Below are 21,212 nucleotides of genomic sequence, written 5' to 3'. Positions count from 1 at the left end.
GGGTGTTATTCTATAAGGAACGAAGTTTCTTATAGAATAACGAAATAGCCCCACGGCAGCGACATCATCTGTCTGCTGCCATGGGGCTGTCCTGACTTATTTTACTTCGTAACTGTTCAGTACCTTCACAGTTACATGCAAAAATCCATTTAAAATCGCCTCCGGCAATGGGATTTTTGCACCCTTGAATCATTTTCTTACGGTCTGTGCAGTAAATGCACAGACCTGTTGAATAGTTACCTTCCTTCTTATTTTACTTCCACAGTCCATCCATATTTATCTTCTACCTTGCCCAGCTGGATGCCTGTCACTGTGTCATACAGCTTCTGGCTGATCTGGCCTATTCCTCCGTCTCCGATCTGGAATACGTCGTCCTCGTATCTGAGATGGCCTACAGGTGAGATGACTGCTGCCGTACCTGTTCCCCATACTTCCTCGAGGCTTCCGTCCTTTGCAGCAGCTTCCAGTTCTTCCACAGAGACTCTTCTCTCTTCTACGGGAAGTCCCCACTCTTTGCACAGAGCGATACATGTATCTCTTGTCACTCCAGGGAGGATGCTTCCATTTAAAACAGGAGTCACTACTGTCCCGTTTATCTTAAAGAAAATATTCATGGCTCCGACTTCTTCTATATACTTGCGCTCTACACCGTCCAGCCACAGAACCTGGGAATATCCTTCATCGTGAGCCTTGATCTGTGCTGCCAGGGATGCCACGTAGTTGCCGCCTGTCTTAGCCTCACCGATGCCGCCTCTGACGGCTCTGACATATTTATCCTCTATCCAGATTTTTACAGGATTCAGCCCTTCCGGATAATAAGCTCCTACAGGTGAGAGGATGATGATGAACTTATAAGTATTGGAAGGCCTCACACCCAGGAATGGGTCCGTAGCGATCACGAATGGCCTGACATACAGAGATGTTCCCGGTTTTGTGGGGATCCAGGCCTGGTCAACTTCTACGATCGTCTTCACCGCATTAATAAAATCCTCAGGATCTATTTCCGGGATCATGAGCCTGCGGTTTGAATTGTTGGCCCTCTCTGCATTCTTATCAGGACGGAATAAAAGGATTCTTCCATCCTCTGTCTTATATGCCTTTAAACCTTCGAACATTTCCTGTCCGTAATGAAATACCATTGCTGACGGCGCCAGAGATATGGGCTGATACGGCATTATAGCCGGATCATGCCATCCCTTTTCCGGGCAGTACTCCATCACGTACATATGATCTGTAAAAATAGTACCGAATACTAATGGATCTTCTGGTCCGGGAATTGGTTTCGGATTCGTTGTTTTTTCAATTTTAATATCTAACATTTTCTTAATCCTCCCGTATTTAACTTTGCTACCCATTATTATACTTTTCCATAGTAATGTCAAGAAGTTTTTTAACGCCACTGTTCACAGCCAATATCCCGCGAGGTGAACAGCAGCTTTTTAACTTCTATCCCAGCGCCACATCCAGGATCATCATGAGCACAAATCCAAGCGCAAACCCTATGGTTCCGATATTGCTGTGTTCACCCTCTGACGCTTCAGGTATCAATTCTTCTACGACCACATAGATCATAGCGCCTGCCGCAAAGGCCAGCAGATAGGGAAGTATGGGGGTGAGCACCTCTGAGAGCAGTATAGTCACTACCGCAGCCACAGGCTCCACGACTCCTGAAAGAGTTCCATATAAAAACGCCTTTCCTTTTCCCAGTCCGTCCTGGCTTTTCAGAGGCAGGCTGATAATGGCCCCCTCCGGAAAGTTCTGTATGGCGATACCGATGGACAGTGCAAATGCCCCCGCAACTGTAACCTCCACATTGCTGGAAAGCATACCCGCAAACACAACACCCACAGCCATTCCCTCAGGTATATTGTGCAGTGTCACCGCAAGCACCAGCATAGTCGTCTTTTTAAGTTTACATTTAGGCCCCTCCGACTGCTCACATCCCATATGCAGATGGGGGATCAATTTGTCCATCAGCAGCAGGAAGCCAATTCCCAATAAAAAACCAACTGCTGCCGGAACAAATGAGAACTTCTCCATATCTGATGACATCTCCATGGCCGGCATCAGAAGGGACCACACTGATGCTGCAACCATGACGCCGGAGGCAAAGCCCAGCAGCATCTTCTGCACAAGAGGCTTCAGATCATTTTTCATGAAGAACACACAGGCAGCGCCTGCCGTTGTCCCAATAAACGGAATTAAAAGTCCCAGAAATATTTCCATCAGCATTTCCTCTCATATCTTAAGAAGGTATATTCCAGGTCAAAGTAGGTCTGCTCCTCACTCTCACCTGTGATCTCCCATTCAGGATTTTTATCCAGATCCGGGAAGTAAGTGTCCGCCTCATACTCATGGTCTATTTTTGTTACATGGGCTACGCTGCACTCAGGCAGGAGCATTTCGTACACACTTGCTCCGCCGATAACATATACATCCCCGCTGTCATATTTTTTAAGTTCTTCCATCAGTTCATCCTTTGTGTGGACTATGACAGCATCCTTCACTCTGTAATTTTCATTTCCTGTCAGCACAATGTTCACCCTGTTCTTAAGAGGCTGGCCGCCAGGAAAGCTCTCCAGCGTCTTCCTTCCCATCACAACTACTTTTCCCGTGGTTGTCTGACGAAAGAACTTCATATCCGCCGGAATGCTCACAAGAAGCTTATTGTCCTTGCCTATTGCCCAGTTTTTATCTGCTGCTACTATTAAATTCATGTTTTTCCTCCCTCATCCTACACTGCTATCGGTATGTTTTTGATCTGCGGCCCTGTAACATAATCTTCTACATGCAGGTCATCCACTGTAAAAGAATAGAAATCATGGATCTCCGGATTCAGCCAGACCCTGGGCGCATCGTATGTCTCACGTTCTATCAGTTCCTTTACAAGCGGGATATGCCTGTCATAGATATGTGCGTCAGCTATCACATGGACGAGCTCACCTGCCTGCATACCGCAGGACTGTGCCATCATATGGACAAGCAGCGCATACTGGCAAACATTCCAGTTATTTGCCGCCAACACATCCTGGGAGCGCTGGTTAAGCACAGCGTTGAGCACCAGCTTCTCAGAATCCTTTTCCTTAGTCACATTGAAGGTCATACTGTACGCACATGGATAGAGGTTCATCTCATTCAGGTCAGCGTGGACATAGATATTTGTCATGATCCTTCTGCTGTAAGGATTATTCTTCAGGTCAAACAGAACCCTGTCGACCTGGTCAAACATCCCCTCTTTATATTTGTGTTTCACGCCAAGCTGGTAGCCGTAAGCCTTACCAATAGAGCCATCCTCATCTGCCCATGAATCCCAAATGTGGCTGTTCAGGTCATGGATATTATTGGATTTTTTCTGCCAGATCCACAGAAGCTCATCGAATGCGCTCTTGATCCCAGTCCTTCTGAGCGTGAGAGCCGGAAATTCTTTTCTGAGGTCATATCTGTTCACAACCCCAAAACGCTTTATTGTATAGGCGGATTCCTGGGTATCCTCCCACACCGGCCTTACTTTTTCACCTTCCGTACTTGTGCCGTTTTCAATAATATCCTTACACATATTTATAAAAATCTGATCTGCATAGCTCATATTATTCCTCCTCTATTTCATTTTTATATATTGATGCCTTTTTATTTTATCACAAAACATTAAACTGTCATAGAGCATAAAAAGGAAATCTCAGGATTTGACAGAACCAAATATCTCCATGCATCCCATAATTCAGATCCTTACGGATGGACGTGCTTCGCACGATAATGTATAATTAAAATATAGAATAAAGTCGTGGAGGATACATATGAAATTTTATATAGCTTCAAGTCTTGTAAATTATAAACAAGTACGCAGTCTATCTTGCCTGCTGAAAAATGCCGGTTGGGAGCATACTTATGATTGGACTATACACTGCCCCGTAAAAGAACCGGACGCCGAAACACTAAAGTCTATTGGCGAAAAAGAATTTGAAGGGATAAAACAGTCTGATGTTGTAATCGTACTAACTCCCCAGGGCAGAGGAACACATACGGAATTGGGTATGGCAATAGCGCTGAGCAAAAAAGTTTACTTATGCCATCATAATGATACTTATTTTAAATGCGATGGAAATACCTCAGCCTTCTATTGGCTTTCACAGGTAAAACAGCTTATAGGAAATACAGAAGAGATTGCGGGTGAACTGCTGAGATCATAATAAATTTAGGTAACTGTTCAGTACCTTCACAGTTACATGCAGAAATCCATTTAAAATCGCTTACAGCGATGGGATTTCTGCACTCTTGAATCATGCTCTCACGGTCTGTGCAGTAAATGCACAGACCTGCTGAATAGTTACAAATTTAGATACATTTTGCCTGCCTGAAAAAATATGCCGTCTCCAGTTAATCCTGAGACGGCACATAACATTCCATATACTATTTTTTCGCCAGCTTCATTGCCAGCTCAATCAGTGCTCTTAAATCATCCCGCTTTTCTTCCGGGCACTTGTCAATAAAGAGTTCCAGATTTATATCTGTATTTATGACTCCCGTAAGCAGATAAGTACAGTCTATATCCAGCTTTTCAAACGCCTTCTTGATCCTGAGAGTAGAAAAACCTGCTGTTCCCCGTTCTATCCTGCCATAATATGTGCCTGAAACTCCCAGCATATCTCCCACATGATCCTGGGTATAGCCCTTTTCCATCCGCCATTTAAGCAGACGTTTTCCCATCTCCACATTCAGCTGCTTCTGTTCTAATTGTTCTTCCTTGCTCTGGACTCTGCCCATACCATCACCTCACAGACTAATTATCTCTGACCTTTATCATATACAGAAAACAGATAATTATTAACGGCCTATCCATTTCGAATGCTGAACAAATAGTCCTCATTCAAATCTGTTATTGTAGATGTATAGCAAAAAATTTGTCTGTCAGGCTGCTTTTGTAGGTACAAATTTTTAATTTTCCAGTCTAATCAAGCTTGGATCTTCCGCAAAACCTGATGCATTATACAGAAACAGTACATCAGTATAATCTTGACTTTCCATAAATTCTGCCAGGCTCTCATTGAAGTATCTCAGATCCACAAAATCAACTTCTGAAAAGTCGTGGAATGCAAAGGGGAGGAAGCAGTGGGCATAAGAATCCTTTATAACAAGCAGTTTCCTGCTGCTCCCATTTTCTATGCGCGCCTGCACCACAGGCTGGTTCCCTCCGAAGAATATGCTGTATTTATCCTTTGTCTTTAATGCTTCTTCGTCATATATGCTGTCGGTCACCTTCATGCCTCTGTTATAATCCAGCTGATACTTAAGCTGCTGCTTTGGCTTGAATATCTGGATTGAATCCTTCGCAGTCTTTCCGCCTACTTTGGATTCAATCGTTCCCAGAAATTCATCTGACACAGTCACTATATCAAAGTCCTGCATGGACTGAGAGGCAAATCCCGCCTGTTTCGCCCACGCCTCATAGACATACCAGGCGCCCAGGGTCTTCCAGTGGTGGTCAGTCTTATAGTAGATCTCCTCATCACTGTGCTCCATAAGAACGCTCCGGCTATCCAGCCATGTGCCCTCAGGCACGCTCTTTTCAATCTTTTTCAGATATTCTCCCTCATCATAGGGAGATGCAAATGGGGGCAGTTTATCTTTCAGGATATCCACCGCATTTGGAACGACTGTAGCAGTAACATGGCCTTTTCCATATCTGGACTCTGCTTTTTCCAGAAAAGACGACAGATGTCCGATATTAGACTCTGCGAGGGGTGTATCAAAGCTTCCTGTATGCTTTTCAATCAGATATCCATCCTCCGCAAAATAAATATCATTGCTCTCCTGCTTCAGGGAGGCCCTCTCTATGGCAGTCTTGACGCTGATCCAGCTGTCCCTTCCTATGAACTGATCTGTCAGGTACTTTTCATAGTCTTTAGCATACTGTCCGCCAAACACAGCCTCTGCCGAGAGCTCCGGCTTCTGCTGCAGAGCCCTGTTCTCTTTTTCTGAGAATTCTGAGGCCGGCTTCAGTAAAGTAGCCCCAGTCATTCCAAATATCATTATTAGAAATATGATGATCAGAAACCAGTTTTGTTTTTTATTCATTATTCCCTCCGTCAGAATCTGAAATAAAGGAACGGATTATAAGTGGCATCCACCAGGTAAGCCACTGAGACAAAGAAAATCGCTCCATAGAAGACTGCTTTTATACATACGCACACCCACTCATGTCCCTTCAGCCTTTCCATAAGACGTCCTGCAAGCTTCGCCGGCAGCATGGTAGCTCCCGCGAACAGGATCACTAAAAGTACTGCATTATTATAGAACAGATAAATAGTCTCACTGTTTATAAATCCCTGCCCGTATCCGCCGAAAAGCGCCCTGATATAAGCAGTCCCGTTCCCAAGGCTGTCAAATGCAAATATCACCCAGCCTATCAGCACAATAAACATGGAATAGCACATCCTTACAAAAGCAGGAAGCTTTTCCAGATATTTTCCCCAGACGAATTTCTCAAGAAGCAGGAATATTCCGTAATACAGACCCCACATGACAAAATTCCAGCTGGCTCCGTGCCATACACCTGTAACGCCCCAGACGATCAGAATATTTCTGACCTGTTTGAGGGCACCCTTCCTGTTTCCTCCGAGAGGAATGTATATATATTCCCTGAACCAGGAGCTGAGTGAAATGTGCCACCTGCGCCAGAATTCCGTAATGCTCTTAGAAATATACGGATAATTAAAGTTCTCCAGGAAATGAAACCCGAACATCTTGCCAAGCCCTATAGCCATATCTGAATACCCTGAAAAGTCAAAATAAATCTGGAAAGCATATGCGAATATCCCCAGCCAGGCCATCGCCACAGGAATCTCCCCCGCCGGCATGGCAGATATGGTGTCCCAGAGCTTTCCTATATTATTAGCCAGAAGCACCTTCTTGCCCACACCGATCATGAATCTGTTGATACCTGCAACAAAGTCATCCGTATTTTCCCTGCGGTCCCTCATCTGTCTGGCTATGGTCTTATACTGGACAATAGGTCCTGCTATCAGCTGAGGAAACATGGAGACATACGTGCCGTAATTGATCCAGCTGCGCTGTGCCTTCGTGGCCCCTTTATAGACATCGATCGTATAAGACATTGTCTGAAAGGTAAAGAATGAGATACCGATGGGCAGAGGGATGCCCAGCAGGGGGATACCCGTCCCAAACGCTCCGTTTATGGAACCAATAATAAAGTCCGCATATTTAAAGAAAGCCAGGATTCCCACGTTCATAAATATGGACACCATTAAAAAGCGCTTCGCCTTTTTCATATCCTGCTGCTCTTTTGCCCTTGAGATAAGCCTTCCCACAGTATAATCCATGGTGATGGAAAATAACATCAAAAATACGTACTTGGGTTCACCCCATGCATAAAAGAAGAGACTGAATGCAAATAACACCAGATTCCTAATCTTTCTGGGCGCCAGATAATACAAAATAAGTACTGCGGGAAGGAACCTGAACATAAATAATAAACTGCTGAATACCATATTCTTAACTCCGTTTTTCTATTTTTTCCTATTTAAATAGGGTTCATTTTTTAAGTTTTCATTACTTTTCAAAAAAACTATTTACAATTACCTGGTTTATTATATAATAGAGAAGGATAAAAGACAATTTATTTTTTCAGGGGAGAATTCATGGCACATAAGACAAAACGGAAACGACCAGATTCGGGCCGTTTTTTAAATATATTGATTCTGATCATTGTTGTATTAATCGTTTTTGAAGGGCGCTTATTAATCAACATGTTTTCAAAAGAAGGGGTTAAGAAGCAGCTGGAAAACCAGCTGAATGAGGCCCTTGAGGGTGCGGAGGAAGAGACCGAGGCCCCCCAGACCGAGACATCCGCGCAGACTGAGCCTCCTACTGAAAGGCAGACTGAAGCTCCCCAGACGGTGAGCAGCGCCTTAGTTCCAAAGCAGAGTACTCCTGTGGATGATTCTTATTTCTCAGATGCAGTATTCATCGGTGATTCACGAGTTGAAGGCTTCAGAGCACAGTCAGGTATCACCACAGGCACATTCCTGACAGGTGTCGGCATGGATGTGGAAACCATCGGTACAAAACCATTTATAGCGACAGAGAATGGAATGGTGACAGTCTACGATGCGCTTCAGACTGCTCCTTACAGCAAAGTCTATATTATGCTGGGCACTAATGAGCTGGGCTTTTATGATTTTAATGAATTTGAAAAGCAATACAAATCTGTCCTTGAGACAATACAGCTTATTCAGCCAAACGCCATCATCTATGTGATGGATGTCATATATGTGGAAGAAGCTCTCGTGACAACAGGTGATTATGTCAACAATGATAACGTCCGGGAGATCAATAAACATATTTTGAACATATGTGAAGAAAACGGTTATTACTTCCTGGACCTCAACGAAATATTTGATGACGGCAGCGGTTCACTCCTTCCTGGAGCTTCCATAGACGGCGTGCACCTCTATGACAGATACTGCCAGATGTGGCTTGACTACCTGCGGGATCATTACGTATCTTTCGGCAGTGATACAGATTCAGAGTCCACACAGGGTACAGACGCTCCTGAAGAAGGACAGAATGATACTTCACAGGAGACTGGCACGACTGAAGAAAGCCAGACAAATTCAGATACCTCTGCTTAGTTACCTGCTTTAGCGGCTGCTATATGCCTGTGCTTTAGCCTCCGCTGTGCTGTACACTGCAGATATCATAAAATTGCGCTACACAAAAATACTATTTAAGAAACTAAAGGAGAAAGTTTTATGAAACGTTTACTATGCTTATGTTTAATGGTGGTCATGATGACTGCGGCCCTGGCTGCCTGTGGAAAGGGTGAGCCAAAAGAAGTTACTGCAGCTGCGGATGATATTGCAAAAGAGCTGGTCAGTGAAACAATCACCAGTGATACTCTTACAAAATCAACTGCAGATTTCCTGGCCGCTACATATTTCCTTGATATGAATGAAGTGGAAGATAGCGCCGCTTATTTTAGTTCAGCAGCTACAGCCTGCGAAGTGGCTGTCATCAAGTGCAAGAATCCCGATTATGTAAAGGAAACAGAGACCCTTTTAAAACAGCGGACTGACAGCCAGAAGAGCTTGTATGAAACTTACAATGCCCCTGAAGCTTCCAGACTCGAAAAGGCAATCATCAAGACATCCGGCAACTACGCTGTGTTATGTGTCTCAGATGACAATGATAAAGCGGAAGAGATTTTAAGCAAATATGGATTTTAGGCAGATATATTAAATGTGGATGCTGAAAAGGGGAGGCAAAATGCCTCCCCTTTTTCATGCACACAAAATGCTGTTAACAGCATTTTAGCGCTGCAGTTCTATCTTTCGCGTGCATATCTCATCCAGCAGCGCACTGCTGTGGCTCACTGCTATCAGCCCGATGTGCCGCCTTCTTGTCTCTTCCAGCAGAAAATGCCAGATCTGGCTCTGTGTGATAAGATCCAGCATAGTGCTGATCTCATCGGCCAGCAGAAATCCAGTACTTTTCCCCAAAGCTCTGGCAATACAAAACCTCTGCAGCTCTCCGCCTGAAAGCTCAGCCGGATAACGGTTCATCCAGTCCTCTTCTATTCCCAGGCCTTTTATGATATCCTGTCCTATATTGTCACCCTCCAGGATGACCTCCCGCATACGCAGTCTGGGATTTACAGACTGTTCAGGGTGCTGCCAGATCATCTGCACCGGGCAGGGCCCCTTTATCCCTGACAGCGGCTTACCGTCCAGAAGCACTTCACCTCTGTCAGGCTTCTGGTAACCGGCCAGTATCTTGCACAGTGTGGTCTTCCCGAATCCGCTGGGGGCCACCAGCCCCACAACTTCCTCCTGGCTCACCTCAAGGCTGAATCCGCTCAGGATCTCCCTGTCTTTTTTGCTGTATCTAAAGGAGATGTCTTTCGCTGTGAGTATCATGCCCGCATCCTCCCCGCTTCCAGGCTTCCTATACACCTCACGTATCCATTCCCGGATTTCACCCATGGGATATCTTTTTGGCATTCCTCACAGAATCCCTCGCACCTTGGGCCAAACGGACATCCCTCCGGCATATCCTTCACATATGGCTGCGTCCCCTCGATATATCCAAAACCATTCTGGGGGATAGCACGGTGCAGCGCCCTGGAATATGGATGCCTCAGCGTATCTTCCTGCCTGAAATCATCAGCGGATGCCTCTTCTATAGTTGTGCCGGCATAGAATACCACGATCCTGTCTGCCACCTCCATAGCCAGTTCCAGATCATGGGTGATCAAAAGTACCCCCGCTCCCTGATCAGCTATTGCCCTGAAATCAGAAAGTGTCTGCCTTGCTGCCTCCAGATGAAGTCCCGGAGTCGGCTCATCCGCGATCACCAGCTTTGGATTTTTCATAAGTGCTGTACATATCAGCACCCTTCTGGCCATACCTCCTGAGAGTTCAAAGGGGTAGAGGTCTTCCACAGACTCCTCCAGCCCATACCGTCTGAACAGTTCCCGTGACCTCTCCTTTGCAGCCGCATCCTTTCTGCCGCCCCTCACCTGCGCTCCCACTTTCATAAGAGGATCCAGATAAGACACGCTCTGTGGGACAAGCACGATCTCATTCCCTCTCAGCTTTTCAACCTTTTTAGGGGTAAGGGGCTTTCCGCAGTAGGATATTTTCCCCTCCATCTTTCCATTATAGGGCAGAAGCCCCAGCACACCATGAGCCAGCAGGCTCTTCCCTGAACCGCTGGAGCCTACTACTGCAACCATCTCACCTTCTTTAATTGTAACTGATAGATCACGTATTACAGGCAGGTCTATTTGCTTTGTACCCTTTTTTTCAGCGTACTGTTTAAAGGAAATGGACATATTCTTTATCTCCAATATGGTCTTTCTGCCATTCTTCATCCTTTTCCTCTCCTTTCTTACTTGTGGGCGCTGCCCGGATCGATCAGCTTTCTCAGGCTCTCACCGGCTACGTCAAATAATATTACTGTAAGTACCAGCATCAGTCCCGGGAACAGCGCAAGCCACCATTTCCCGGTAACAAGATATTTCATGCTCTCTGACAATATGATCCCTATGGCCGGCTGCTCAGAACTCAGCCCAAATCCCAGGAAGGTTATGCTTGATTCATGCAGGATCGCATGAGGGAAAAGCAGGATCAGTCCCACCAGAAACTGGGGTACAAGATGAGGCAGCATATGCTTCACTGCAATATGCAGTTTGCCATGTCCCAGCTTTTCTGCAATTTTGATGTACTGGCTCTCACGAAGCTGCATCACTTCACCGCGGATCACCCTGGCCAGTGAAGTCCAGTGTGTGAGCGCCACACCCACCACGACTCCTGTCAGTCCTTTTCCAAGTGCCACTGATATGAGGAGCAGGAGCAGGATATGCGGTATCCCCATGACAAGGTCAATGATCCAGGTTATGACTGCATCCACGCCTTTTCCCAGCGTAGCTGATGCGATGCCCAGAATCAGAGCTGCAAACGCACTGACTGTAGCTGCCGCCAGGCCGATCAGGATACTTAATGACAGCCCCCTTATTGTCCTTACAAACATGTCTCGCCCCAGCCAGTCAGTTCCGAACGGATGGGAAAGGCCGGGCAGAAGGTTCTTCTGCGAAAAATCTGTCGCCTGGGCAGCCTCTTTGCAGAAGAGCCCTCCTATTGCCACGGCTGCAAGAAATATAACTGCCGCCGTAAAATAAATTATCGTTTTCTTTCTCTGGTTCATCTCTCTTTTGCCCCCTTCCGGATGCGCGGATCGACAATACCATAGAGCACATTTGCAATGAAATTTCCTCCAAATACAAAGAGCGCGCTTATTATCGTTATAGCCATAAGAAGGGGCACATCGCTGCCAAGACCTGCCGTAACTGCCGCCTGTCCGAGACCAGGATAGGAAAATACCTGTTCCACCAGCACCGATCCGCCGAATATCTCACTTATGGAGGCGAACTGCAGAGTCATAGCCGGCAGAAGGATATTCCGCAGACCATGGTTTTTCAATATGCTCCATCTGCTCTCCCCCCGAGCTCTGGCAAACAGCACGTATTCGCTTTCCATCACATCGATCATTTTTTCTCTTGTATGCAGCGCAATATTTGATACTCCCGTGATGCTTAATGTTACGGCCGGAAGTATGGCATGCCTCAGCCTGTCCATAAAAGTGACACCGCTTGCCTCTACTCCAATGGGAACACTTAAACCTATAGGCAGCACCTTCAGCCAGACTCCGAAGATCATCAGCAGCAGAAGGGCCAGCCAGAATGCAGGGGTACTGGCGATGACAAGACAATATCCCTTCACAGCCTTATCCACAAATTTACCTTCGTTCATCCCTGAGATAATTCCCAGGACCAGACCGAAGAACCCTGAGAGTATCCAGGCTGTTATCATCAAAAACAGGGAATTTCCAAGCTTTACAGCGATCACAGCCGACACGCTCTGTCTGTAAAGCAGGGAAGTTCCCATATCTCCTCTTATAAAATCCCCGGCCCAGGCCAGATACCTTTCCATGGGCGGCTGACCAACGCCCCAGTATTCCTGAAGCTTCTCTATCTGCTCCTGGCTCATGCTGCCAAGGGCAGCCTGCCCCACATTGGCCTGCAGAGGGTCAATGGGGGAGGCTGAGATCAGCAGGAACGCTGCAATACTCACTCCGATGACTAATAAAATCATCCTTATTAGATTCTTTCCTATAAATAAACAGTTCTTCTTCAATTCAAGCCTTTTATTCCCAGCTCCACTGGTCCACGTTGTTTACAATCGACCAGCCGTGGCCATGCGGATGTATCTTCTGTTCTCCTATGCTCAGCCCGTCTCTGATAAAATAGAGATGGTCTACATTACACAGCCAGATCCAGGGAATATCTCCTTCCTGTGTCACTCCTGTTGTCCCGTCCCACTGTGCCTTCTGCCACAGTTCATAAGACTTATCCAGATCATCTGCTCTGAGTGCTTCATCCATGTATTTGTCAACTGTCTCATTTGCATACGGGGAATACTGCGCTGTCCCTGTATCCTTTATGGTGTGATAAATATTGTACAGCTCCATAGGCGTATGGGCACCCCATCCCCACATGAGCGGCTGTGACTGGGCATTGTCATATGCCACATCCCATCCGGCTCCTTCTGTCGTCACCTGGATTCCCAGTTCCTTTAGCTGGTTCTTTACATCCTCAGCCAGTGCCTGGCGTACAGAATCTTCCGGGTTAAACATAAGCTTGAAAGCAGCCTTTACGCCGTCTCTTTCACGTACTCCGTCGCTTCCTTCTACCCATCCTGCATCATCCAGGAGCTTTTTAGCTCCTTCCAGGTCATAGGCTGTCTCTGCCTCATTGTTATACCATGGCATCTTATCACAAACACTGTAAGCCGGAGTTCCATATCCATTCAGGACATTCTCGATCATCTCTTCCCTGTCCAGGCCGATATTGATCGCCCTTCTGACTGCCACATCCTGCAGCACTTCATTGCCGTAGACGATACCGTCCTTCTCTTCGGGTGCTGTCGTGGGAAGATTGAAGCCTCTGTTGTCCACGCTGGCAACTGACTCAAGCCTGTATCCGTCCACACTCATATCTGAGTAGGAAGCTGCTGTGTGGGCCACATCCACCTGACCTGCCTGAGCTGCTGCAAGGGCTGCCTCCTCTTCCATAAACAGTACAGTTACCTTTTTGATTTTAGGCGCCTCTCCATAATAATCAGGATTCGCTTCAAATATGACCTGCTGCCCTTTATCCCACTGTTTCAGGATATAGCGTCCTGAACCAACCGGATTCTGTCCGTAATTCTCATCATATGCATGCTCCGGCACGATTCCCACGATCGCCATTGTATATGGCCAGATAGAGAACGGAGTTTCCATATCAAACTCAACTGTAGTTTCATCAATGACCTTTGCCTCTTTCAGCATAGTGAAATCATTGACCGTACTTTTTTCTTTTACATCATTATATGTAAATGCCACATCCTCAGCTGTAAGAGGCTCACCATCCGTGAACTTTACATCATCCCTGATCTTAACTGTCCATGTAAGGCCGTCCTCACTGACAGAATATTCTGTAGCCAGGTCATTGGCGATCTTTAAGTCAGCTGTAGTTACTGTCAGAGTACTCTGGATCAGCGGCTCATGCACATGCTCTCCTGCCCCCCAGCCGTATGCTGGATCAAATCCTGATTCCGGTTCGGAAGTAGTCGGCATAGTGACAACTACAGAATCCTTCTGGTCTGCTGCCGAATTTTCTGTATCTTCTGCTGCACGGCTCACGATAGAATTTCCACAGGCTGCAAATAAAACTCCTGCCATACAAAAGGCCGTAAGTGTTCTGAATAATTTATTTTTCATTCTGTCCTCTCTCTTTCTGTTTTGTTTGACACTTCGAAGTATTATCATGATGACAGTATAACAGCACAAAAAGACCCCCACAAGCCCATGTGGGGGTTATTTTTTTAACAATTTCTGTGTTTTATTTTGTACAAAGCTTAACGATCGAATCCGCAAAAATCTTTGCACTTGTCAGCAGTGTATCAATTTCCATAAATTCATCATCTCCATGCATATGGTTGTCAACGCCTGGCTCCATACACCCGAACGCAACGCCTCTCTCAAGTTCATGTACGTATGTCCCGCCGCCGATGGCCAGAGGCCTGCTGTCCTTCTTTCCCGTATACAGTTCATAGCTTCCCAGCAGAGTGCGCACAAATTCAGAATCAGCCGGCACATGATGTGCCGGAACCAACTTTCCTGCCTCCATCACTATGCCGTATCCCAGCATCTTCTGCCTGATCACCTCAGTCAGATTCTCATCTGTAGCGCATAACGGGGCGCGGCTGTCAAAATGTCCGCTCAATCTCTCCGGTGAGTATTCGAATATACCCAGGTTCATAGTCAGACTGCCTGATTCCTCGTCCTCCATATCCACCCCCAGGGCTTTGCCGTTATAATCATTGTGCGGGAACATCTCAGCCACAGCCTTTACCTTATCAAAACCGTCACTTGGCGCAAACGGCAGCCTGGACAGTAGCATTAAGAGACCAGTCAGTGCATTATTTCCCACTTCCGGCGTAGATGCATGTCCTGAGTTCCCTTTAGCCTCTATCCAGGTAGCTTTCTCCTCACAGCGGATATCAAAGACAATGCCAGTCTCATCCTCCACTGTCTTGGCTGCCTCCTGTAAAACAGCCGTCTCCATGCCTTCCACAATAGCATGCGCTTTCCCCGGCACCACATTCACTTTGCTTCCCCCTTTTATCTGGAGGATGCGGGGAAGTGCTCCGTCAGCCTTAAATACAGCCAGAAACGGTCTCTGAAGCTGCGCTTTTTCAATATTGATCAGAGGAAAATCCGCATCCGGGGTAAAGCTCATAGGAGCTTCCTCTTCTATGCTGTAATAATGTCTCAGGTCAGAGGAGCCGCATTCTTCATCTGATCCCAATATCAGCCTCACATTTTTTTCCATCGGAACTCCCAGTTCCCTGATGGCTCTCATGGCATAGAGTGCGGCAATAGCAGGTCCTTTGTCATCTGCAGTCCCGCGGCCGTATATTCTGCCATCCCTGACCAGAGGATCAAAAGGCTGAGTCACTGTCCAGTCCTCTGTCACGGGCACCACATCCAGATGCGCCAGGATATCCAGCTGCTTTTCCTTCTCATTGAAATCTCCTGTCACCACATAGTTATCATAATTTCTGGTCTTAAACCCATATTTATCCATCATCGCCTGCGCTGCCGCCAATGCCTTCGCCGGACCTTCACCAAAAGGCATCCCCTCCTGGCTCTTACCTCTCTGGCTGTCAATTCTGACCAGAGTCTTAAGGTCCTCCAGCATCTCCTCCCGGTGACCGTCAATATACGCATCGATCTGCTCTTTATACATGATATTTTCCTCCTGTTTCTGATATATTCTGCATAACTGTCTGGAATCTTCTGATCCAGACCCGTATTCATATTGTAACCCTAAGTATCAGAAACATCAATAAAAAAATGCCCTTTGCTTTTTAAAGACATATTTACTGCCCTTACCTGTACAGCCACCCTTCCGGCACTTCCTCTATAGGAGGTATTTCCTCATACAGTCTGCCAAATTCGGCAAACCGCTCTCTCAGGTTTTCATCTACGGTGCCTCTGTTGTTTGGGGAAATATTCATTAAAAAGCAGGTGTTTCTTCTATTATATTCTTTCACTCTCTCTGCCGCCCATTCAGCTGTCTTGAGATCAGCAGTCGTATGGATATCCTTCCAGAACCATGTACCGGCATACAGGTTTGCCGCCGCCCCAGGTCCCTGAAATGACTCATCTGCGCTTTGTCCAAATGCATTTTCAAAGAAAATCACATCTGTATCTTTCAGGCTTTCCACACATCCTATATTCATAACAAGACAATTGGGCTGAATTCCTTTGACAAAATCATCTATCTCCTGAAAGGGCAGGTCACTGTCTCTTGGTCCTCCCCATGGGGCATTCCATCCATCAAAAATAAGAAAAGGGATCTCTCCATAATTCTCCAGCAATTCCCGGAGCTGGGCTTTGATAAAATCTTTATCCGCGGAGGTGCATTTTTTCTCTGTAATATCATGCTGCAGATCCAGCATTGAAAAATAGAGCCCTGCAGTAATCCCGGCGTTCCGGAAGGCCTCCAGATAAGCCTTTACCACATCCTGCTTATATGCCCCGTTTCTCACACAGTGCTCTGTGACAGCCGTCGGCCAGAGGCAGAAACCTTCATGATGCTTTGCAGTAAGCGCTGCAAATCTGGCCTTTGCGCTTATGGCTGTCTGTGCCCATTGCTCACAGTCCAGCTCTGTTGGATTCCAGGAAGCCGGGTTAAATTCATGGCGGCGCGGGTCATTTTTTTCTGTGATGCCATAGTCCCAGTCTTCGATCTCCGAATCATGGAATTGTTCCGTTGCACTGTTAAAGTGGATAAAGACACCGTTTCTCAAATTCACGAAGTCCTTCTGCAAGTCTGTCAATTCTCTTTTCATAGTTATATGTTCCTTCCAATATTTTCTCAGCGGATAACCTTTAATGTTTTAATCTCAAATGGTGCAAATTCTATATCTGCAGTGCTGCCTTTTTCTGCCAGCTTACACTCTTCCTCCTCCAGCATATTGCAGAGGTACAGACTCTGGAACTCCTCTCCAAAGGCCAGCTGTGTCCTTGTCCTGCGGTTCCAGCATTCATAAAGCCGCAGGATTTCCGCCTGCCCGTCTTCAGAACGCTTCAGGACCTCTGCGATAATATTAGGCTTTCCAGTTTGTACCTTGGCATACTCTCCCTCAAGTTTTCCCCCGTACTCTTTTTTGATCCGGATTTTGGGAGGATTGTTCAGTCCGTAAGCCTGTTCCACTGTCCCGGCCTCCTGCCAGCTTCCTCTGTGAGGAAAAACAGAGTACACAAAATCATGCCCGCCTCTGTCTGCCTCCGGGTTAGGATAGAGCCCGGACTTCAGGAGCGTCAGTCCCACTTCGTTTTTGCGGACACCTGCTCCGTATTTACAATCACTTATAAAGCTGACGCCATAATCATACTCAGAAATATCCATCCATTTCTGGAAGCATACTTCAAACATAGCCTGTTCCCAGGAATTATTGGCTGTAGTAGCCCTTTTAACATTTCCGTACTGGATCTCGTAGGATGCCTCACATGTATTGATATCCAGCGGGAACAATGCCTTCAGCAATATCTGGTCTTCCTGCCAGTCAATGTGGGCGTGGATGTCTATCCTGGGACTGCCGGGATAAAAATAAAATACTTCAGTAATACTGGAATCTAAATAGACCCAGGAGAGTTCAAGAGCCATACGCACAGGGCCCTGCTCAATGATCTTTCTAGATACAAGCTTTTCCACAGGCCACTGTTTTTCCCTGTAATATTCAAACAGATTCCAATTGTCAAATTTATGTGGCTTATCCTCGTAGGTCATCAGGACATTGCCGCATTTTCCCGGCTGCAGCAGTTCTCTCCCTGCTTTCTTATCATAAAAAGAAGAAATCTGCCCGGCATCATTCCATTTCAGATGGTAATAAGGAGTAACTGTCTCTTCCTCCGTACAGTAAAAATCATCAGCTGTATACTCAGAGCTGTCTTTAACAGGGCTTAGCCTCTTCCAGCCCTTTGGCGGGATATCCTTTGCCTGAAATAAAACCGTCCCTCTTTCTGTATACTGAACAGGATATATTTCATTCCCGCATAATACTCCCTTTACCTCCTGCCCGGGAAGTTCATCTGTTGGAATCTCCACGAGCTCAGAGGAGGGCACCCCGTTGGAATTAAAAATTAAAATATCCCCCTCTTCCCCCAGGATCTGTTTTGCCAGGCATTCCAGAGCTTCATTTTCCACCTCTGCTGTGATGGCCGCAAGTTCCCTGTATTCTCTTTCAGAGTCCTCATAGACCTCCCTGACAGCAGAACCAGGCAGAATATCGTGAAACTGATTCCGCATCAGTATTTCCCAGCCCTTTGAGATTTCTTCAGCCGGATATAACCTCCCTGTCTTTTCCATCGCCAGTTCAGACCAGCACTCACTATTTAACAGGGCAAACTCCCCCATCCTGTTAGAGCGTTTATTCTTTTCCATGGAGGTATAAGTACCCCTGTGGTATTCCAGGTACAGTTCCCCTGACCAGACAGGAAACTCTGAGTCATCTGCTGTCCTGTGCAGCCTCTCAAAGAAATCCCCTGCCTTTTCAAGCTTTACCTTCGGGCAGCCATACTTTCCTGCGCCCAGCCTTCTGCCGGTCTCCAGCATCTGCTCAGTAGGTCCGCCGCCTCCGTCTCCATAGCCGTAAGAAACCAGAATATTATCATTCAAAGCCTTCTGCTGATAGCGCTGCCATGCCCCTTTTATCTGGGATGGCTCTATGTATCCATTATAATTAGTAGAAAAGCTGGTATTAAATTCATTATTAGTCGCAACACGTTTCCCGTTTTTCTCATAATCCCTGGTAGTGACAAAATGAGTCAGAACTTTTGTCCCGTCTATCCCCTCCCACCAGAATGTATCAAAGGGTATTTTATTTGTTTCATTCCAGCTTATTTTTGTAGTCATGAAGCTGTCTATCCCGCATTTTTCCATGATCTGCGGCAGGGCGGCTGAATACCCGAACACATCCGGCAGCCATAAGATCCGGCTGTCCGCCCCAAATTCTTCCCTGAAAAACATCTTACCATAGAGGCACTGGCGTACAAGGGATTCCCCGCTGGTCAGATTGCAGTCTGCCTCCAGGAACATGGCGCCCTCAGGTTCCCAGCGTCCCTCCTCTGCCCTCTTCTTAATCTTTTTATATAGCTCCGGCTGGTTCGCCCTGACATACATATAGAGCTGGGGCTGGCTGGACATAAAAAGATATTCAGGATAACGCTCCATCAGCTTTAATACGGTTGAAAAGCTCCTGGCCGCCTTTTCCCTGGTAATCTCCAGAGTCCAGAGCCAGGCCACATCAATATGTGTATGCCCCACACAGGAGACGGTGACGGGAGAGGCCGGAAGCTTTTCCGTTTGCCGCCTGAGTTCTTCTGAAGCTCTTCTGATGCTTTCCGCAAATTCACGGCTGTCTGTTTTTCTCATATCCAGACAATTTACTGTGCGGTTGAGTATCCCCAGAAGTTCTCCATATTCCCTGCTGTCCTCCTCCATAAGCTCAAGGCACTTCCACGGCACCAGACAATCATAGTAAAACTCATACACTGCCTTATCCTTCATCCTGAGGCTGCTGTGCCATTCTCTGACACTTCCCTCTTCTCCTGTGTAAACCGAAAGAAATACAGTAAGGTGTTCCCCTGCTCTCTTTTCCTCGCCCAAATAAATGCTTCTGTGGTTTACATCCAGTCCCTGAGCAAGCTGTCCGTCCACATAGGCTGCCATCTGGGGATTAGTAGCGTCCCATTCCCCTTCCCTTCCTGTGGATATAAAAAGTTCCAGAGAGCCGCCCTCCATCTCTTTTGGGATTACGATTTCCGTACAGAGTCCAAACCATGCGCCTTTACTGCTGCCAAGCTTTGCCGGATCTGCTGCCGGCCAATCATGTGTCTGCACTTCCAGGCAGTCTGTCACAGGAAAATGCCCTTCTTTTCCCTTCCACTGTTCAATCTCCTGACGTACAGGATACGCCAGCTCCTTCAGCTGTCCGATAATTTCCCCTATCCGTTCATATATAAAATCCATTATTCCTCCTCTTCATCCCTGGGCGGAGCTATTGACTCCCTGGGGACGATCTCTCCTTTTATTCTTACCTTTTCCGCTCTTTTCTGCTTCGGATGCTCCAGGCTTTCCCTGAACAGCCGGCAGGCCTCATGGGATATCTTTTCCAGAGGCTGCGTCGCCGCTGTGACTTTTACCGGAACAAGTGTTGAAAAGACATAATCATCGATCACTGCCAGTGAGAGCTCATCCGGCACTACGATATGTAATTCACTGGCCGCCCTCAGAACTCCCATAGCCATATAATAATTGGCTGCAAAAACAGCTGTAGGCTTTTTTTCTGCCTGCCAGAGCCTGTACATCATCTCAAGTCCTGACTCCCTGGTGTTTTCCCCGTAAAGCATCCATTCCCGGCACACCTCTATATCATAATCTTCCATGACATGCATATATCCCCGCATACATTCCTGAACAGAACGAAGTGAAGGCGCCCCTCCAATGACAGCTATCTTTTCATGTCCTTTGATAATAAGATTTTCTACCAGCTCATAGGCCATGGCTGTGTAATTCGTCTGAACCAGGCCGTACACTTCAAAGCCCTTGGCGGCTTCCAGGGCAATCAGCGGAATCTCTTTTTCCCTGGGGACATTCATATAGTCCTCTTCTTCCTGTATAGGAGCAAAAAATATTCCGTCTACCATCTGTGACGTGAGGTATTCCGCATATTCCCGTGCCAGCTCCACCGATTTTCCATGGCAGCACAGAATCAATGCATATCCTATCTTCTGCAGCTCCGCCTCCAGATAATTGATCAGTTTAGCCCAGTAAGGGCCATCCATAGCCTCTATCATCAGTCCCACTGTAAATGTTTTTGACCTTTTCAGTCCACGTGCCAGGCTGTTGGGGGAATATCCCAGCTTCTTTACCGCCTCCCTGATCCGTACCTCATTTTCCTGGCGCACTGAGCCGCCGCTCATATATTTTGAAACAGTAGAAATAGCCACTCCGGCTTCTTTCGCCACATCCTTAATCGTAATTTCCATGTCTTGCCTCTCATTTTACATATTCAAGAACACTC

At 46.6% G+C, this 21,212-nt stretch carries 19 protein-coding genes; 3 read left to right on the top strand and 16 right to left on the bottom strand.

The window, feature by feature from the left end; all coding sequences use genetic code 11:
• Positions 1–248 precede the first annotated feature (248 nt).
• The 4 genes from NSB28_RS05105 to thyA all read right to left on the bottom strand — a co-directional run bounded on the left by NSB28_RS05105 (position 249) and on the right by thyA (position 3,586).
• Positions 249–1,319, bottom strand: a complete 1,071-nt coding sequence (locus NSB28_RS05105; RefSeq protein WP_109625487.1) for a branched-chain amino acid aminotransferase — start codon at positions 1,317–1,319, stop codon at positions 249–251.
• A 127-nt stretch (positions 1,320–1,446) separates the two neighbouring features.
• The gene (locus NSB28_RS05100; RefSeq protein ID WP_109625486.1) at positions 1,447–2,226 is read right to left on the bottom strand and encodes a ZIP family metal transporter; all 780 of its coding nucleotides are present in this window, start codon (positions 2,224–2,226) and stop codon (positions 1,447–1,449) included.
• Positions 2,226–2,717: a dihydrofolate reductase gene (locus NSB28_RS05095; protein ID WP_109625485.1), complete on the bottom strand. Its 492-nt coding sequence runs from the start codon at positions 2,715–2,717 to the stop codon at positions 2,226–2,228. The genes NSB28_RS05100 and NSB28_RS05095 overlap by 1 nt, the downstream gene beginning before the upstream one ends.
• A 17-nt stretch (positions 2,718–2,734) precedes the next feature.
• Positions 2,735–3,586, bottom strand: a complete 852-nt coding sequence (gene thyA / locus NSB28_RS05090; protein ID WP_109625484.1) for a thymidylate synthase — start codon at positions 3,584–3,586, stop codon at positions 2,735–2,737.
• 208 nt (positions 3,587–3,794) lie between these two features.
• Here thyA and NSB28_RS05085 point away from each other — a divergent pair, with 208 nt between their 5' ends.
• Positions 3,795–4,187, top strand: coding sequence for a nucleoside 2-deoxyribosyltransferase (locus NSB28_RS05085; RefSeq protein ID WP_109625483.1), 393 nt, complete (start codon positions 3,795–3,797; stop codon positions 4,185–4,187).
• 220 nt (positions 4,188–4,407) lie between these two features.
• Here the strand turns inward: NSB28_RS05085 and NSB28_RS05080 are convergent, their stop codons facing one another.
• From NSB28_RS05080 to NSB28_RS05070, 3 genes are all read right to left on the bottom strand, one after another.
• The gene (locus tag NSB28_RS05080) at positions 4,408–4,761 is read right to left on the bottom strand and encodes a helix-turn-helix domain-containing protein (protein ID WP_109625482.1); all 354 of its coding nucleotides are present in this window, start codon (positions 4,759–4,761) and stop codon (positions 4,408–4,410) included.
• 171 nt (positions 4,762–4,932) lie between these two features.
• Entirely contained in the window at positions 4,933–6,072 is a 1,140-nt protein-coding gene (locus tag NSB28_RS05075; protein WP_109625481.1) for a DHHW family protein, read from the bottom strand.
• An 11-nt stretch (positions 6,073–6,083) separates the two neighbouring features.
• On the bottom strand, positions 6,084–7,505 hold the full coding sequence (locus NSB28_RS05070) for an MBOAT family O-acyltransferase (RefSeq protein ID WP_109625480.1): 1,422 nt from the start codon (positions 7,503–7,505) through the stop codon (positions 6,084–6,086).
• A 150-nt stretch (positions 7,506–7,655) separates the two neighbouring features.
• Here NSB28_RS05070 and NSB28_RS05065 point away from each other — a divergent pair, with 150 nt between their 5' ends.
• Positions 7,656–8,648 carry a GDSL-type esterase/lipase family protein gene (locus tag NSB28_RS05065; RefSeq protein ID WP_109625479.1) on the top strand — a complete coding sequence of 331 codons (993 nt, stop codon included), beginning with the start codon at positions 7,656–7,658 and terminating at the stop codon, positions 8,646–8,648.
• Between the two features lie 120 nt (positions 8,649–8,768).
• Complete coding sequence (locus NSB28_RS05060) at positions 8,769–9,242, top strand: DUF4358 domain-containing protein (protein WP_109625478.1); 474 nt, start codon at positions 8,769–8,771, stop codon at positions 9,240–9,242.
• An 84-nt stretch (positions 9,243–9,326) separates the two neighbouring features.
• Here NSB28_RS05060 and NSB28_RS05055 read toward each other — a convergent pair whose 3' ends face one another.
• From NSB28_RS05055 to NSB28_RS05015, 9 genes are all read right to left on the bottom strand, one after another.
• Positions 9,327–9,932 carry an ABC transporter ATP-binding protein gene (locus tag NSB28_RS05055; protein ID WP_109625477.1) on the bottom strand — a complete coding sequence of 202 codons (606 nt, stop codon included), beginning with the start codon at positions 9,930–9,932 and terminating at the stop codon, positions 9,327–9,329.
• Complete coding sequence (locus NSB28_RS05050) at positions 9,929–10,888, bottom strand: ABC transporter ATP-binding protein (RefSeq protein WP_109625476.1); 960 nt, start codon at positions 10,886–10,888, stop codon at positions 9,929–9,931. Before NSB28_RS05050 ends, NSB28_RS05055 begins: the two co-directional genes overlap by 4 nt.
• Before the next feature lie 17 nt (positions 10,889–10,905).
• Positions 10,906–11,721: an ABC transporter permease gene (locus tag NSB28_RS05045; protein ID WP_109625475.1), complete on the bottom strand. Its 816-nt coding sequence runs from the start codon at positions 11,719–11,721 to the stop codon at positions 10,906–10,908.
• On the bottom strand, positions 11,718–12,668 hold the full coding sequence (locus tag NSB28_RS05040; protein ID WP_187374343.1) for an ABC transporter permease: 951 nt from the start codon (positions 12,666–12,668) through the stop codon (positions 11,718–11,720). The genes NSB28_RS05045 and NSB28_RS05040 overlap by 4 nt, the downstream gene beginning before the upstream one ends.
• Before the next feature lie 52 nt (positions 12,669–12,720).
• A complete protein-coding gene (locus NSB28_RS05035; protein ID WP_109625473.1) occupies positions 12,721–14,337 on the bottom strand; it encodes an ABC transporter substrate-binding protein in 1,617 nt (538 codons plus the stop codon).
• A 121-nt stretch (positions 14,338–14,458) separates the two neighbouring features.
• Complete coding sequence (locus tag NSB28_RS05030) at positions 14,459–15,868, bottom strand: Sapep family Mn(2+)-dependent dipeptidase (protein ID WP_109625472.1); 1,410 nt, start codon at positions 15,866–15,868, stop codon at positions 14,459–14,461.
• Positions 15,869–16,010: 142 nt separating this feature from the next.
• Positions 16,011–16,976: an alpha-L-fucosidase gene (locus NSB28_RS05025; protein WP_109625471.1), complete on the bottom strand. Its 966-nt coding sequence runs from the start codon at positions 16,974–16,976 to the stop codon at positions 16,011–16,013.
• A gap of 26 nt (positions 16,977–17,002) precedes the next feature.
• Positions 17,003–20,158, bottom strand: coding sequence for an alpha-mannosidase (locus NSB28_RS05020; protein WP_109625470.1), 3,156 nt, complete (start codon positions 20,156–20,158; stop codon positions 17,003–17,005).
• Complete coding sequence (locus tag NSB28_RS05015; protein WP_109625469.1) at positions 20,158–21,177, bottom strand: LacI family DNA-binding transcriptional regulator; 1,020 nt, start codon at positions 21,175–21,177, stop codon at positions 20,158–20,160. The genes NSB28_RS05020 and NSB28_RS05015 overlap by 1 nt, the downstream gene beginning before the upstream one ends.
• Positions 21,178–21,212: the final 35 nt, after the last annotated feature.

It is taken from the genome of Murimonas intestini (assembly GCF_024622195.1).
Lineage (GTDB): Bacteria > Bacillota > Clostridia > Lachnospirales > Lachnospiraceae > Murimonas > Murimonas intestini.
The sequence above is the reverse complement of the archived record's forward strand: the minus strand, read 5'-3'. Positions and strand labels throughout refer to the sequence as shown.